This is a genomic window from Agrobacterium sp. P15N1-A (assembly GCF_044626815.1).
Lineage (GTDB): Bacteria > Pseudomonadota > Alphaproteobacteria > Rhizobiales > Rhizobiaceae > Agrobacterium > Agrobacterium leguminum.
On the sequence record NZ_JBIUPF010000004.1, the window covers coordinates 114,163 to 129,683 of the forward strand.

The following is a 15,521-nucleotide window of genomic DNA, read 5'->3' on the forward strand; positions in this document are numbered from 1 at the left end:
GCTTACCCCCCTCGGCCCTGCCGGGCATCTCCCCCTCAAGGGGGGAATCAGTTGCGGCGACCGCTCGTTTTCTCACAAGCCCTGCACTTCGGGCTGCTGTCCCCATAAAGATGTTCGGAGCAAGCCGCTTGTCGATCTCCCCCCTTGAGGGGGAGATGTCCGGCAGGACAGAGGGGGGTGAACCACACCCGCCGACCTAGACCATCACGACACGCCCTAAAACCGCAACCCCGAAACCGCCAGCGGATTATCCGTCATCGCCTGCCTGTCCGGCCGGTCGATGCCCGGTGCGCTTGTAAAGGCCGCGAACAGGTCCTGCACGAAGGCTTCCGGCAAATCCTTCGTAATCAGCACCATGCGCGTACGCTGATCAGCCAGGTCCGGCCAGGCTGCAAGGCGCTCAGGCGTATGGAAAATATTCTGCACTCCATGCAGCACCAGCGGCCGGGCCGGATTATCCGACAGCTTGACGATGGCCTTCATGCGCAGGAGCTTTTCACCATGTGCCGAGCGCAGCAGATCCACGAACATGTCGATCGCCATCGGGCTGACCGGCTGATCGTGAATGATCGAGAAGGAACGGATAGACGCATCGTGCCGGTTCACATCGTGATGATGGTGGTGGTCGTCGTGATCGCCATGATGGTGGTGATGGTCGTGACCGTGATCATGATCGTGGTGATCGTGTACCGCCTCTTCGCCCAGCCAGCGGCCGACATCGGCATTCTTGCTGCCGGCATCGTAAAGGCCGTTGTCGAGAAGCCCCGCGGCGCTCCACTCAGTTTTGTCGCCATCCTCGATGGTCGCACGCGGATTGAGCGCCTGAAGACGGGCTGTCAGCGTGGAAATCGTGGCGGCATCGGCAAGTGCGCGCTTGGTCATCGCCAGGCGGTCAGCCACGGCGGCCTGTTTCACCGCCTCCTGATGATTGTCGAGCGTGGAAAGGCCGTTCACGGCATCCACCACCGTAATCATGCCGTTCAGCACGAAATTCTGCGCGATGACCGGGTTGCCCATGACCGACTGCATGACGGGGGCAGGATCGGCAAGGCCCGTGGTCTCGATCACCACCCGTTTTACCGGCTTCAGCTTGCCTGTCTGGATGCCGTCCATCAGTTCCGCCAGCGTATCCACCAGCTCGCCGCGCACCGTGCAGCAGAGGCAGCCCTCCGCCAGCTCGATGATGCCCTCGCCAGCACTTTCAACCAGCATGTGATCGATGCTGACATCGCCGAATTCATTGATGATGATCGCCGCGTCGCTCATCGCCGGATCCTTGAGGAGCCGGTTGAGCAACGTCGATTTTCCGGCGCCGAGAAATCCGGTGATGATGGAAACCGGGATGCGATCGCGAGACATGACTTGCCTGTGTGTTGATGGCCGCTCCGGCAGGTCACTGGACGACACGAAACCCGGAGCCGCATGGAGCTAAAAGAAATCGCCCGCGCCTGGAAGCCGCGAGCGACACTGTAATATCATAACATCATCGACCTGCGAATACACAAAGCGCATTGCAACCGCGAGGCTCAGCCTCAAGGCAGCCATCGATCATCAGAATGTCGGGCGCGGGATCGGGATCGGCACGTTCGCGAGTTCGCCCTTGCCGGCTCCCTTGGCGGCATTCACCGCCACCGTCTCACTGCCCGGAATGAGACCGGCGAAGGAATATTCCGGCGGGCGGGTCATTTCCTGCACATAAGGCGAATGGATGACCATGCGGCCAGCCTCATCGCGGCTTTCGCTGCGCACCTTGGCGGCCTTCGGGTTGCAGATTTCGGCGCTGACATCGTTCACATCGCCGGTATCGCCATAGGGCGCCAGCGCGGCGAGCGAGACGCCTTGCCCCGAGGGCGCCGTCAGCCCCATCTGCAACAGATCGGCCGATTGGTCGGTGCGCCCGGCAAGGCTGTCAGCACCCAGCACGACCGTGATGACGGAGCGGCCATTGCGCACGGCCGACGACACCTGGTTGAAGCCGGAGGCACAGATGAAGCCGGTCTTCATGCCATCCGCGCCATCGAAACGGCCAACCAGCATGTTAAAATTGGCGTAGTTCTTCTTGCCGGTGCTGACGCCTTCCAGCGAGAAATAATGGGCATATTCCGGAAACTCGCGCTTGATGATCAGCGCCAGCAGCGCCAGATCCCGGGCGGTCGTATATTGTCCTTTGCCGGGCAGGCCATTGGCATTGATGTAACGGGTGGAGCTCATGCCCAGCCGCTGCGCCTGCGCATTCATCTGCGCCACGAAATTGTCGCTGGTGCCGCCGATGGTCTCGGCAATCGCCACGGCGATGTCATTGGCGGATTTGATGAGCAGCAGCTTCAAAGCGCTATCCATCGTCAGCTTCTGGCCGGGCTTGAAATACATTTTCGAGGCCGGCTGATCGGCGGCCTTCTTGCTCATCACCACTTCCGTCTGCGGGCTGATCTTGCCGGCCTTCATCTGCGAAAAGGCGATATAGGCGGTCATCAGCTTGGTGAGCGAAGCGGGATACCACTTGCGGAAGGCTTCCTGATGGGAAATCACCTTGCCGGTTTTGACATCGACCACCATTTTCGGATTGGCATTTGCCACGGGCGCTGCGGCAACGAGGCCTGCGGTCATGATGGCAACGGCTGCGGAGAGCCGTCTGGCGGCGTTTGGCGATTTAAAAGTCTGTGGCAAGGCTTGTCCTCGAATTCCCGTCTTCGGTCGGGGAATGGCAATATTCACCATATATGTCCTAGCAATGGCAAAGTACATTGATTACGTCAATTATGCGGCGCACTATCCACCCCGGAGGATAGGATTTTACGACACGCCGCACCGATGAACCCAGGAATGAACGAATGCCGATTTTGAACAGAGCCGCCGAACTCCAGCAGGAAGTCAGCGAATGGCGGCGTCACCTGCATGAAAATCCCGAGATTTTGTATGATGTCGACAACACTGCGGCCTTCGTTGCGGAGAAGCTGAAATCTTTCGGCGTTGACGAAATCGTGACCGGTCTCGGCCGCACGGGTGTGGTCGGCATCATCAAGGGCAATCTTCCGGGCAATCGCACCATCGGCTTTCGCGCGGATATGGACGCTCTCCCCATTCTGGAGGAAACCGGCAAACCCTGGGCCTCCAAAACCGCGGGCGCCATGCATGCCTGCGGCCATGACGGCCACACCGCCATGCTGCTCGGCGCAGCGAAATATCTCACCGAGACCCGCAACTTCGCCGGCTCCATCGCCGTCATCTTCCAGCCGGCGGAAGAAGGGGGTGCCGGCGCGCTCGCCATGGTGGAGGACGGGCTGATGGAGCGTTTCGGCATCAACGAGGTCTATGGCATGCACAACATGCCGGGCATTCCGCTTGGTGCCTTCGCCATTCGCAAGGGCGGCATCATGGCGGCACCGGACAAATTCTCGATCACCGTCAAGGGCCGTGGCGGCCACGCGGCACAGCCGCACCGCACCGTCGATCCCATCACCATCGGCGCGCAGATCGTCGGCAATCTGCAGATGATCGCCTCGCGCAATGCCGACCCCATCCGCTCGGTGGTCGTCTCCGTCACCCGCTTTCAGGCCGGCTCCAGCCACAACATCATCCCCAACGAGGCATTGATCGCCGGCACGGTGCGCAGCCTCGATGAAACGGTGCGCGATCTGGCGCAGGATCGCATCAAGCAGATGGCGGAAGGTATTGCCCTTGCCAACGGCGCGGAAGCGGAAGTCGTCTATGAGCGTTATTGCCCGGTGACCTTCAACCACGCCGCCGAGACCGACCACGCCATCCGTGTGGCGCGCGATGTGGCAGGCGAACCGAATGTCGACCCCGATGTCGATCCTTCCATGGCGGGAGAGGATTTCTCTTTCATGCTGAAGGAAAGACCGGGCTGCTTCATCTTCATCGGCAACGGCGATTCGGCCGGGCTTCACAATCCGGGCTATGATTTTAACGACGAGGCCATCGCTTACGGCATTTCCTATTGGGTGAAACTGGCCGAACAGCGCCTGACGAGCTGATTGCCGACTGAAAAGAAGAAAGCCGAGGAAGAGATCGACCGCGATGAAGAACTCGGTTGATCCGCAGGCATCGTCAGGTTAAAGAGCAATTCAGTGTCCACGTAGCTCAGCAGGATAGAGCACAGGATTCCTAAGACAAATTGGGGGTTGCGCCCGGAAACGACGCAATCGATCTGCTCAAAGTCGGGGAAAGCTTCGCTGGTCTTCCAGCATGCCAATCCCGAGCCAAGCTCCGGAGAAATCCGGTGAAGGTGTAGAGACTGGATGGGCAGCACCTAAAGGCCGCAAGGCCCATGGTGAAGGGACAGTCCAGACCACGAACGTCTTGCCGGCAAACGGCGGGACGGCGGCGAAAGCCGAAGCGGTATGAATCCTGGGGTCGGAGGTTCGAATCCTCTCGTGGACGCCATTTTCCTGTTTTATTTGCTATCGAAAATGCAAGGCGCGTTTATGCGGATCAGGATGATATGACATCAACTGTCAGCGGAGCCACCGAGACCGCATCCACGCCATTCGCTTTCAGGAAGTCGGTAACCAGGCCTTCGGCTTTGGCGCTTTCCACAAACGCGGTCAGATAGCTCTCCGCCACCGGGCCATGCGTCCGTGCCACTCCCATCGCCTGCTCGATCACCATGAAGCGGCCGGCCAGAAGCCGCAGTCCACCGAACCGGTCCGCGTCCTGCTGAAGTTGCTGACGAACGCCCGCCGCGACGTCGGCTGACGTTTCCAGGAAATGCTGGACGACGGTGGGGGACGTCGCGGCGCGCTCGATCGTGGCGTGTAGAAGTTCTCGTGTAAGATACAGGTCGTAGGCGCTGCCCTTGCCCACAACCACCCTACGGCCCGCAACATCAATATCTTTCATTTCGGAGACCGGCGAGCCGTCTCGGACAAGATAACAGCCTTCGATCAGCACGTAGGGGGCAGTGAACGCAATCAGCTGCGCGCGTGTGGGATCGCGAGCGAAAAAGCCGATATCGGCACGGCCTTCCTCAACGGCGGTGACTGCCTCACCCGCTGACTCAAGAACGACAAGTTCGAGCGCTACGTCCAGACGCTCGGCCAGCGTCCGGGCGAGATCGACGGAAACGCCTCCCGGCACGTCTTTCCGGCTTGCGAGAATCGGATTCCCGACGTTTATCGTCGTCCGCAACGTTCCCGAGGGAGCAATTGCGCGTCGCACTTTGGCGATGTCGATGTCTGTCATTTCGCGTCTCCGATCACGCTTCCCACCCGGATGCCTTCCGACCCGTCCTGTTCAGCAATTGCTTGAGGATGAGCGGCAGCACGCCGCCTGCCCGAAGAATGCCGACCTCCGCGCTGGTTTCGATTGCCGCCGCGGCATCCAGGGTCGTCGAAGTGCCATCGGCCTTCCGTATTGTCACGGTCACATCGCAACGTGGTGTCATGGTCTGTGGATCGGCGTCAATCACGATGACATCGTCGGCCGAGATGCCGAGGTCAGCGGGCTTGACGCCTTGCGGTAACCGTAGGGGCAGCACGCCCATGCCGATCAGGTTCCAGCGGTGAATACGCTCAAAGCTGGTTGCGAGCACGGCGCGGACACCGAGAAGCGCCACGCCCTTGGCTGCCCAGTCACGAGAAGAACCCATTCCATAACGCTCGCCTGCCACCACGACCACGGACCTGCCCTCGGCTTGGTATCGTTGCGCCGCGTCCCAGAGTGACAGGACATCACCCGATCCGGCGTGGATGGTGGAACCGGGGGGAATGTCGTGGCCGAGAAGATTGCACACCGTTTTGTTGGTGAACAGGCCACGAATCATCACTTCCCAGTTGCCGCGCCGCGACGAGAAGACGTTGAGGTCGAAGGGATTTTCCCCGCGTTCGATCAGATGGCGGCCGGCATCGCCCTTTGCAGGGATCGCGCCGGCCGGTGAAATATGGTCGGTCGTGATGTCATCGCCAACAACGAGGATCGGATGCGCCTCATAGGTTCCGAGCTTGGTGCCCTTGCCGAAACTCGCAAATGGCGGACGGCGGATGTAGGTGGATGTCTCGTCCCAGGGAAACAGCGTCGTCGTTGGAGCCGGAAGCTCCTTCCACGCCTTGCTCGCTTCGGCGGCATCGTAGGTGGGCGCGAAGTCCTCTATCTTCGATGCGGCAGCCAGGGCTTCGTCGATCTCCGCAGCACTCGGCCACAGCATGGAGAGCGTCACCGGCGTGCCGTCCTGCGAAACTCCGATCGGATCGTTCATGATATCGAGTTCGACGGTCCCGGCGAGCGCGAAGGCCACGACCATTGGTGGCGAGGCGAGGAACCCGGCCTCAAGCTGGGGATGGATGCGCCCGGGGAAGTTTCGGTTTCCCGAAAGCACGGCGACCGGAAGGATGCCACGTTTGGCCATCGCATCCGCGACCGACTCGGTCAGCGGGCCGGAATTGCCGATACATGTCGTACAGCCGTAACCCACGATACCGAAGCCGACGGATTCGAGATCGGACAAAAGCCCTGCCCGCACGAGATAACGCTCCGCCGTCGGCGAGCCGGGAGCGGTGGACGTCTTGACCCAGTGCGGAGGGCGAAGTCCGTAGGCCTTCGCCTTGCGGGCCAGAAGTCCGGCAGCGATCAACAGGCGCGGATCGGACGTATTGGTACAGCTTGTAATGGCCGCTATCGCGACCGAACCGTCGTTCGGTTCGCCCTCGACGGAAGGCGCGCCGCCGTTCTTTTTCATTCCCGCGACTGCGCTACGGGTTTCGCTGACTGCAATCCGGTCCTGCGGGCGACGGGGGCCTGCGAGGCTGGGTTCGACGCTGGACAGGTCAAGATCGAGCGTGGACGTGTAGCGCGGACTAGCGTTCGGATCGAACCAGATACCGACCCGTTTCGCATAAGCCTCGACGAAAGCAGCGTGTACCGACCTGCGCCCGGTGGCGAGAAGGTAATCGATCGACTGGCGGTCGATCGGGAAATAGCCGCTATTCGCCCCAAACTCGGGCGTCATGTTGGCGACGACCGCACGGTCGCCCGCCGTGAGGTTCGAGACGCCCGGGCCGTAGAACTCGACGAACTTATCCTGCAAGTCGATCTGGCGGAGCAGATGGGTAACGACAAGCGCCAGATCGGTCGCAAGAACGCCCTCCCTCAGCGCGCCCGTCAGGCGGACACCGACAACATCGGGAACGCGGAGGGCGACAGGCATGCCGAAGAAAACGCTTTCCGCCTCCAGCCCGCCGACACCCCAGGCCAGCACGCCAATGCCATTGATCATTGGCGTATGACTGTCCGTCCCGATCAGCGTGTCCGGCATGGCCCACAGCCTGCCGTCGCGCTGCACCGACGTCGCGACCGTCGCAAGCCGTTCGAGATTGAGCGTGTGCATGATCCCGGTTCCCGGCGGATGCGCCCGGAAGTCGGCAAGGCTGTTTGTCGCCCATTTCATGAAACTATAGCGCTCGGCATTGCGCTCGTACTCCCGCTCCATGTTGCGTGCGAGTGCCGCCGAAGTCCCGAAAGCATCGACGGCGACCGAGTGATCGGTGGAGACATCGACGGGAACGACGGGGTTGAGCAGGGCCGGATCGCCGCCTGCCTCGGCGAGCGCCGAGCGCATGCCAGCGATATCCACGAGCGCGGGCCCGCATGTCGTGTCGTGCATCAGCACCCGGTTCGGCAGAAAGGGAATTTCGACATCGCTCTGGCCCGTTTCGAGCCAGGCGAGCATAGCGTCCTTGGCACGAAAGGCGTCGTCACCTGCCGTACGGAGAACGTTCTCCAGCAGGATGCGATGGATATAAGGCATGCGCACCAGACAATCGCCAGCCTCGGCCGGAAGATCGATGATGTCGTGGCTGACGCCGTTGATGTCGAATGTGGTGCGCATGCTGTTTTTCCATTCAGGCTTTGCGGGAGGACGTGCGGCCGGCGTGGAACTGTCCGGTCGGACTGTCATCGGCGTCGGGAGCCGGGAAGCGCATGAACCATGTCATGAAGAACGAGATCACGAGAAGCACCGCCAGAAACAAAAGGCCGCCGAGGGGGCTGCCTGTCGCCGTTTTAGCCCAACCCATCGCGTAGGGTCCGACGAACCCACCGAGGTTGCCGATCGAGTTGATCGCCGCAATCGACACCGCCGCCGTCGAACGTGACAGGAAGAGGCCCGGCAACGACCAGAACGGCGATTTGAACGCATAGATGCCTGCGAGAGCCACCGAGATCAGGCCAATCGCGACATAGGGATCGTGTGTCAGGCCTGTAGCGGCCAGCGCGAATCCGCCGATCAGGAGCGGTACGGCACTGTGCTTTTGTCGTTCGCCCATGCGGTCGGAACTCCTGGACCACAGGACCATCGCGATCGTGGCGATCGCATAAGGAATCATGGCGACGAGGCCGATCTGGGTGTGCGTTAGGGACTTGCCGAAGCTCTGGATGATCTGGGGCATCCAGAGACCGATCCCAAGATTGCCGACCTGATAGATGAAATAGATCGCTGACAGAAAAAGCACTTTCGGGTTGGAGATCGCCGCCCACAGCCCAAGATGCTGGACGTTCTTGCGTTTGTTATGGTCTTGGGCAAGCTCACCGACCAGCCAGTTGCGCTCGTCCTCGGTCAACCACTTCGCCTTCTCCGGGCGATCTGTCATGTAAAAGTAGTTGAAGACGCCGGCCAGGATCGCGGGCAACCCTTCGAGCACCAGCATCCAGCGCCAGCCCGCATGTCCGAACCAGTTCACGTTGTCCATGATCCAGGTGCTGAGCGGCGCGCCGAACAGATAGGAAGCCGGGATAGCGGCGGTGAAGAAAGCCACCGTCGTTGCCTGTTCCTTGGCGCGGAACCAGTAGGTGAGATAGATGATGATACCGGGGAAGAAGCCTGCTTCCGCGACGCCGAGGAGGAAGCGGAGTGTATAGAGCTGCCAGGCCTCCTGAACGAAGCCCGTCAGGACCGCAACCGCACCCCAGGTGAGCAGAATACGCGAAATCCAGATGCGCGAACCGTATTTCTGGAGCGCGACGTTGCTCGGAACCTCGAACAGGAAATAGCCGATGAAGAAGATTCCCCCTGCAAAGCCGAAAGCTTCGGCGGAAAGGGCAAGGTCCTTGTTCATCTCGAGGGCCGCGTATCCGAGATTGGCGCGATCCAGATAGGAAATGACATAGAGGATGAAACAGTAGGGCACGATTCTCCAGAAGACTTTACGCGTGGTCGTCTTCTCGAGCGTGCTCGTATCGGTGAGCGTCATGGCTCCCTCCCAAAGGTATTTATGTCGCTTGCCTCCCAAGGCATGACCCTTGTTTACATATTATAATTATAAAATGCAATTGAGATTTTTAAAGGACCGGTTTATCACAAGTGCTGGGCCATACGGAGGAGACCTGAGAAATGGAAAATCGCGGCGACCTGGTCGTTTATGTCGGCGCGCGAACAACGCGGCAACGCAACGCGCGCGGCAACGGCCTCAATGTGTACCGTCTTCGCAACGGCATGCAGTGGGAACACCTTCAGCTCCTCGAGATGGAAAACCCGTCCTTCCTAGCATTCGATCGAACCGGCCAGTTCCTGCACACCGTCCACGGCGACTCGGATCGGGTGACGTCATTCGCGATCGAACGGTCGACGGGCAAGCTGACGCCACTGGGAACGCAATCGACACGGGGACGCAATCCGGTCGATCTCTCCTTTGACCCGACGAACCGATACCTCGTCATCGCAAATCACGTTACGTCGTCCATCGTCCTTCTTCCGCGCCTTGAGAACGGATCTCTGGGCGAGGTCTGTGACCTTGCCGCAGTTACCGGGGAAATCGGCCCGCATCGCGTCGAGCAGGCCATGCCCAAGCCTCATCAGGTGAAATTCGATCCGAGTGGCCGGTGGATCGCGGTGCCGGACAAGGGTGCCGACACCGTCCTCATCTACGAGATCGACGCGGTGAGCGGAACCTTGCGGAAAGCGAGCGCCTGCGCCACGCGGGAAACCTCGGGTCCCAGACACATCGCGTTCCACTCCAACGGCCGCCTCGCCTATGTTGTCAACGAGCTCGACTCAACTGTCACCGCGTACCGTTTCGATCCCGACAACGGACGCCTCTCGCCCTTCCAGATACTCTCGACCCTTCCCGACACCTTCACCGGAAACAGCCGCGCTGCCGAAATCGCGGTATCGGGCGACGGACGGTTCGTCTATGCCAGCAATCGCGGCAGCGACACCATCGTGGTCTTCGAACTGGACCGCTCCGGCCACATGCGTCTTGCCGGACATTGGGCGACCGGCGGAAAGACACCGAGATTTTTCACAATCCTTCCAAACGGCGTCCTCCTCGCGGCAAACGAGGATTCGGACACCGTGACCGCGTTCGACATAGACGCAATGACCGGTCGCCTGTCTGCGAGGGATGAGGTGCTCTCGGTCGGGAGCCCTGTCTGCATCGTCTTCAAGGCGCTGGACTGATGGACGTCAGACCTTCGGAGTCTTGATGCGGCTCGCGCCCATGATGTGGGTGAATAGAAACGCCGCAGCCTCGTTTCGTCGCCCGTCCTCGACGAGATCGAGGATATGGAGATGTTCCGCCGTCTGCTTCGGCAGGCGGCTGCGGTCGATGGTGATGTGATATTCGATGAGGCGGCGAAGCCTGTTGATCCGCTTGATGGAGTCGAGGAAGAACTCGTTGCGGGAGCATGCGACGAGCATCTCATGGAACTCGTTGTTGGCCTTGAAGATATCGGCACGCGACCAGGTCTCGAAGCCGCCGTCGCGCAAGGCGGTCTGGACCTCGCGGGCGCGCTTCAAGCCCTCGACGTCGGGCTCGAACGTCGGCAACAGCATCGCCTGCTGCTCGATCACGGCCCGGAACGCATATCCATCCTCGTAACTCTGTCTGGACGTCAGAGCCTGACGGAACGCCCACCCATTCCCCGGCAGTCGCTCGATCCAGCCTTCGTCAGCGATGCGGTGCAGAACTTTCAGGAGACGGGTTCTGGGGACATCGTAGAAGCGCATCAACTCGTTTTCGCTGACGCGCTCTTCAAGCTTGCCCGACAGACGGTCTTCGGCCATACGGAAGTAGATTGCCTCGTCGCCCGCCGCGTCGTCGTTGGCGGTTTCAAGCGCGATATTTTCAGCGTCGACGGCAAGGAAGTAGCCCCTGTTTGGCTCGGCCCGGACGATACCATCTCCTTCGAGTTTCTGGAGAGCGCTCAGGATCGGCGCACGCGAAACCCGGAACGTATCAGCCAGCAGCTGCAATGGCAGGTGCTGGCCCTGTTGCATGCGGTTCGTCTGCACATACTCGACGATGTTGCTGCTGATCTGTGGTACCAGGCTTTTCCTAGCCATCCGCCGCCCTGTCCTGTTCATCGCATGGTCGCGATGTCCTCTTACGGAACATCGCGCCATGTTACCATAGCGCGATGGGTCGCCGGTCACCAATCAATCCTCGTCCTGCTGGAAACGTGACAGTCCGCGGAAGATGAAGGGTGCGACAAGAGCAACGACCGCGATCCCGATCATGATGGCCGAACTCGGATGTTGTAAGAAGACAATCGGATCACCGAGGCTCATCTGAAGCGAGCGACGCAATGCACTGTCGGCAAGAGGGCCAAGGATAAGGCCAACGACGGCAGGGGCGATCGGATAGTCGAAACGCCGCATGAGGAATCCGACGACACCGAATCCGGTCAGCAGGAGCAGTTCGACAACGGATGGATTCGCCGCAATCGTTCCCATTGACGCGAAGACCAGAATTCCGGCGTAAAGCCATGGAAGCGGGATTTTCAGCAGTCTGACCCAAAGGCCAACCAGCGGTAAATTAAGCACCAGCAGCATCACGTTGGCGATGAACAGGCTCGCAACGAGACCCCACACGAGATCGGCGTGCTGAGCGAAAAGGAGCGGTCCTGGTTGAATGTTATATTGCTGGAATCCCGCAAGCATCACGGCCGCCGTCGCGGACGTAGGCAGGCCAAGCGTGAGCAACGGCACGAGCGTTCCTGCCGCGGAGGCATTGTTCGCCGCTTCGGGCCCCGCAACGCCCTCAATCGCGCCTTCGCCGAATTCCTCGGGTTTGCGGGATAGCTTCCTTTCGATGTTGTAGCTGAGGAATGTCGGGATTTCTGCGCCGCCTGCCGGCAGCGCGCCGATGGGGAAACCGATGAAGGTTCCGCGCAGCCAGGGCTTCCACGACCGGCTCCAGTCCTCCTTCGTCATCCAGATCGATCCCTTCACCGGGATCGGTTTTTCCGGCTTGTAGAGATGCCGGGAAGCCACGATCAGGGCTTCGCCTATGGCGAACAAACCGACCGCGAGCGTCGTTACCTCAACCCCGTCGAGAAGTTCAGGAACGCCGAAGGTCAGACGTGCCTGGCCCGTAAGCTGGTCGATGCCCATAAGACCGAGCCAGAGGCCAAACGCCAAGCTCGTCAGACCACGTAGCGGCGACGATCCGAACGTCGCCGAAACAGTGACGAACGCAATCAGCATGAGGCCGAAATAGTCCCACGGGCCAAACTTGACCGCGACTTTAACGAGGACGGGCGCAAGGAATGCGAGGCCGACCGTTGCGATCAGGGCCGCGACGAAGGATCCGATTGCAGCCGTGGCGAGCGCCGGACCGCCCCTTCCCCTGCGCGCCATCTGGTTGCCTTCGAGCGCGGTCACCACTGACGCGCTTTCCCCGGGCGTATTCAGAAGGATCGCGGTCGTCGAACCACCGTACATCCCGCCATAATAGATGCCCGCAAACATAATGATGGAGCCGCCGGGATCGAGTTTGAAAGTGACGGGAAGCAGAAGCGCAACCGTCAGCGCCGGGCCTATACCGGGAAGCACGCCGACCGCCGTGCCTATGATGACCCCGATTGCCGCGTAGATGAGGTTCGCGGGATCGATGGCAATGGCGAAGCCCTGAAAAAGATAGATGAGGGTGTCCATGGCGACCTCAGAGCAGCCGCTCAAGCGGCCCCATGGGCAACGCGAGCGTCAGAAGCTTGTTGAAAAGAAGGAAGATGATGATGCCGAGGATCGCCCCAAGACAAATATCGGTGACGAATGCCTTGCGGCCGAAGGCGCGCGCCGTGAAGGCGAAAAGCAGCGTCGATCCCAGAATGAACCCGCCCCCTGCCCAGATGGACGCGATCAGTCCCGACAGGGCAAGACCGATCCAACCGACGGCCTGCCAGTCGACTTCCTCGTTCTCAACATCATTCGGTTTGAACGCGCTGATCAAATGGCCGGCCGCCAGAATTGCAAACAGGATCGCAACGAAATATGAAGCCGCGGTGGCGCTCATTCCGTATGTGGCCCGTACGACCATTCGGCTTGCGTCCCAGTAAGTCACGGCGGCGATAGCGAAAAGCACGATGGCGATGACCGCCGCGGGGCGGTTGTGGATAAAAGCTGATTTGCTGGTCATTGTTTCCTCGTCGCCGGGATGCCGCAGACGGGGCATCCCGGTCTTGGGAGAAATCAGTCGGCGAGGCCGATAGACTTCAGAATGCCGTGCACTCGCTCGGTCTCCGAGCCGATGAACGTCTTGAATTCGTCTGATGACGCGTAATAGTCGGTCCAGCCGCGCGTCTTGAGAACGGCCTGCCACTGTTCGGATTTCACCGTCTTCTCTACGGCAGTCTTGATAGCCTCAAGGTCAGCGCCCTCGACCCCGGGACCGGCGAAAACTCCGCGCCAGTTGACGAGTTCGATATCAAGGCCCTGCGCTTTCAGCGGCTTGGCCTCGATTCCTTCAATAGGCTCGGGATAGGAGATAGCCAGAGCGCGGAGATCGCCGGATTTGATCTGGCCTTCCCATTCCCCGTAACCGGAAACGCCTGCCGTCGCCTGCCCGCCAAGCATGGCCGCCAGAGATTCACCGCCACCGGAATAAGCAACGTAGTTGATCTTCGCAGGATCTTCGCCAGCGGCTTTCGTGACCAGCGCAGCAAGGATGTGGTCCGCGCCCCCGGCGGACCCACCGACCCAGATGGCCTTGGCAACGTCAGTCTTGATGGCCTTGAGCAGGTCATCCATGGTTTGGATCGGGGAGTCCTTGGGAACGACGATGACGAGCGGATCGCCTGTCAAGCGGGCGACCGGCGTGACCTGCGTAAGGTCCACGGGCGACTTGTTCGATATGCTGGCGCCGACAAGGGTAATGCCCGCGACGAGGAGCTGCTTGGGACTGCCCTTTGCCGACCCCACGAACTGCGCCAGCCCGACCGTGCCGCCGGCTCCCGGAACGTTGACGACCTGCACGCTCTTTGCGGCCCCCGTGGCCATCATGACTTCCTGGAGTGAGCGGGATGCCGAGTCCCACCCGCCGCCGGCGCCGGCCGGAGCGGTGATGGTGAACTCGAGGCCCTCAGCCATTGTGGCACTCGTTCCCGACATCGCGGCAGTGGCGGCGACCGTTGCAGCCACGAGAAATTTTCTGAGATGAAGCATTGCGACGATCCTCCTTATCGCGTGAACCCACCTCCATGGGTATGACGTGGAGAAACTGCATTATATAATTATAAAAGTAAATGGGTATTGCGTGCTTCTTTGTGAAGCGATCGATCGCAGCCGACTGGGTCCGCGCGAAAGGTCAGTCACGGCTCATTTCCTTGCCCGCTTGTTTCGATGCTTGCTTATCTGGCGCCCGCGTGACGCTTCTGAGCCTACTGCGCCTGCGGAAGGCTGCTTGCAACGATGCTGGCGTCAAGCGCTTCATAACCTGCAAGGTCGATCAGATCGTAGAGTTCGGCGCGGGTCTGCATCCTGTGGATGGCATCCGTCACGGCTCCCTGGCGGGCAAGCTCGGCATAAAGTTCCTGCTGCGCCTTGTTGGCGACCCGGAGCGACGAGACTGGCCAGATAACCATTCGGTAGCCGAGCGCCTGCAGCGCTTCGGCCGTCATGGGGGGAGAGCGACCGAATTCCGTCATATTGGCCAGAAGAGGAACGCCGTCCATAGCGGCTGCGAACTCGGCGAACATGGCTTCGGTCGTCAGAGCCTCAGGAAAGATGGCGTCCGCTCCGGCCTTCACATATAGACGAGCGCGGTCGATCGCCCGTTCCATTCCTTCATCGGCCACTGCGTCCGTCCGTGCGACGATCACGAGAGACCGTCGGGCCCGGGCCGCCGCCGCAATCTTTGCGGCCATGTCCGCAGGGGTGGCGAGCTTCTTGTCGTTCAGGTGACCGCATTTCTTCGGCAGCACCTGATCTTCGATCTGGATGGCCGCCGCGCCGACCTCTTCGAGACGATGCATCGTGTTCATGACATTCAGGACCTCACCAAAGCCGGTATCGCCGTCGACCAGCAGCGGAAGACCCGAAGCCCTGACGATCTGGCGTGTGAAGAACAGCACGTCCTCCAGCGTAAGGATGCCAAGATCGGGGAGCCCCATGGAGGCGCTCATCGCCGCTCCAGACAGATACAGCGCCTTGAAGCCCGCCTTTTTTGCCTGGAGAGCCGCAAGGCCATTGTGCGCGCCTGGCATTCTGACGATGTCAGGCGCGCGCAAAAGGAGGCGCAACCTTTCGCCTGCCGACGTTAGATCCTGATCCGTAGGCACGAGATAATTCATTC

The 15,521-nt window shown here is 60.6% G+C and carries 12 protein-coding genes and 1 tRNA gene; 3 read left to right on the forward strand and 10 right to left on the reverse strand.

Annotation, left to right across the window (positions count from 1 at the left end):
• Positions 1-216: 216 nt before the first annotated feature.
• Both ACIK7D_RS15605 and ACIK7D_RS15610 read right to left on the reverse strand, forming a co-directional pair.
• Complete coding sequence (locus tag ACIK7D_RS15605; RefSeq protein ID WP_400156739.1) at positions 217-1,359, reverse strand: CobW family GTP-binding protein; 1,143 nt, start codon at positions 1,357-1,359, stop codon at positions 217-219.
• 192 nt (positions 1,360-1,551) lie between these two features.
• Positions 1,552-2,607: a D-alanyl-D-alanine carboxypeptidase family protein gene (locus ACIK7D_RS15610; protein WP_174058226.1), complete on the reverse strand. Its 1,056-nt coding sequence runs from the start codon at positions 2,605-2,607 to the stop codon at positions 1,552-1,554.
• A 224-nt stretch (positions 2,608-2,831) separates the two neighbouring features.
• Between ACIK7D_RS15610 and ACIK7D_RS15615 the strand changes: the two genes are divergently transcribed.
• Positions 2,832-3,995 carry a M20 aminoacylase family protein gene (locus tag ACIK7D_RS15615; RefSeq protein WP_127755607.1) on the forward strand — a complete coding sequence of 388 codons (1,164 nt, stop codon included), beginning with the start codon at positions 2,832-2,834 and terminating at the stop codon, positions 3,993-3,995.
• Positions 3,996-4,307: 312 nt separating this feature from the next.
• Positions 4,308-4,404: transfer RNA gene (locus ACIK7D_RS15620), tRNA-OTHER, on the forward strand.
• A 48-nt stretch (positions 4,405-4,452) separates the two neighbouring features.
• Here ACIK7D_RS15620 and ACIK7D_RS15625 read toward each other — a convergent pair.
• The 3 genes from ACIK7D_RS15625 to ACIK7D_RS15635 are packed head-to-tail and all read right to left on the reverse strand — an operon-like array spanning position 4,453 to position 9,203.
• Entirely contained in the window at positions 4,453-5,202 is a 750-nt protein-coding gene (locus ACIK7D_RS15625; RefSeq protein WP_400156740.1) for a transporter substrate-binding domain-containing protein, read from the reverse strand.
• A 13-nt stretch (positions 5,203-5,215) separates the two neighbouring features.
• Positions 5,216-7,843 carry an aconitate hydratase AcnA gene (acnA, locus tag ACIK7D_RS15630; protein ID WP_400156741.1) on the reverse strand — a complete coding sequence of 876 codons (2,628 nt, stop codon included), beginning with the start codon at positions 7,841-7,843 and terminating at the stop codon, positions 5,216-5,218.
• Between the two features lie 13 nt (positions 7,844-7,856).
• Positions 7,857-9,203 (reverse strand): MFS transporter, encoded by a 1,347-nt coding sequence (locus tag ACIK7D_RS15635; RefSeq protein ID WP_400156742.1) that lies wholly within the window; start codon positions 9,201-9,203, stop codon positions 7,857-7,859.
• Positions 9,204-9,343: 140 nt separating this feature from the next.
• On the opposite strand from ACIK7D_RS15635, the gene ACIK7D_RS15640 reads away from it, so the two are divergent.
• Positions 9,344-10,408, forward strand: coding sequence for a lactonase family protein (locus tag ACIK7D_RS15640; RefSeq protein WP_400156743.1), 1,065 nt, complete (start codon positions 9,344-9,346; stop codon positions 10,406-10,408).
• Positions 10,409-10,414: 6 nt separating this feature from the next.
• Here the strand turns inward: ACIK7D_RS15640 and ACIK7D_RS15645 are convergent, their stop codons facing one another.
• From ACIK7D_RS15645 to prpB, 5 genes are all read right to left on the reverse strand, one after another.
• Positions 10,415-11,293, reverse strand: coding sequence for a GntR family transcriptional regulator (locus tag ACIK7D_RS15645; protein WP_262532820.1), 879 nt, complete (start codon positions 11,291-11,293; stop codon positions 10,415-10,417).
• Between the two features lie 93 nt (positions 11,294-11,386).
• Entirely contained in the window at positions 11,387-12,886 is a 1,500-nt protein-coding gene (locus ACIK7D_RS15650; protein WP_003520634.1) for a tripartite tricarboxylate transporter permease, read from the reverse strand.
• 7 nt (positions 12,887-12,893) lie between these two features.
• Positions 12,894-13,367 carry a tripartite tricarboxylate transporter TctB family protein gene (locus ACIK7D_RS15655; protein ID WP_400156744.1) on the reverse strand — a complete coding sequence of 158 codons (474 nt, stop codon included), beginning with the start codon at positions 13,365-13,367 and terminating at the stop codon, positions 12,894-12,896.
• 53 nt (positions 13,368-13,420) lie between these two features.
• Positions 13,421-14,392 (reverse strand): Bug family tripartite tricarboxylate transporter substrate binding protein, encoded by a 972-nt coding sequence (locus tag ACIK7D_RS15660; protein ID WP_400156745.1) that lies wholly within the window; start codon positions 14,390-14,392, stop codon positions 13,421-13,423.
• A gap of 215 nt (positions 14,393-14,607) precedes the next feature.
• Complete coding sequence (gene prpB, locus ACIK7D_RS15665) at positions 14,608-15,519, reverse strand: methylisocitrate lyase (RefSeq protein ID WP_400156746.1); 912 nt, start codon at positions 15,517-15,519, stop codon at positions 14,608-14,610.
• Positions 15,520-15,521 lie beyond the last annotated feature (2 nt).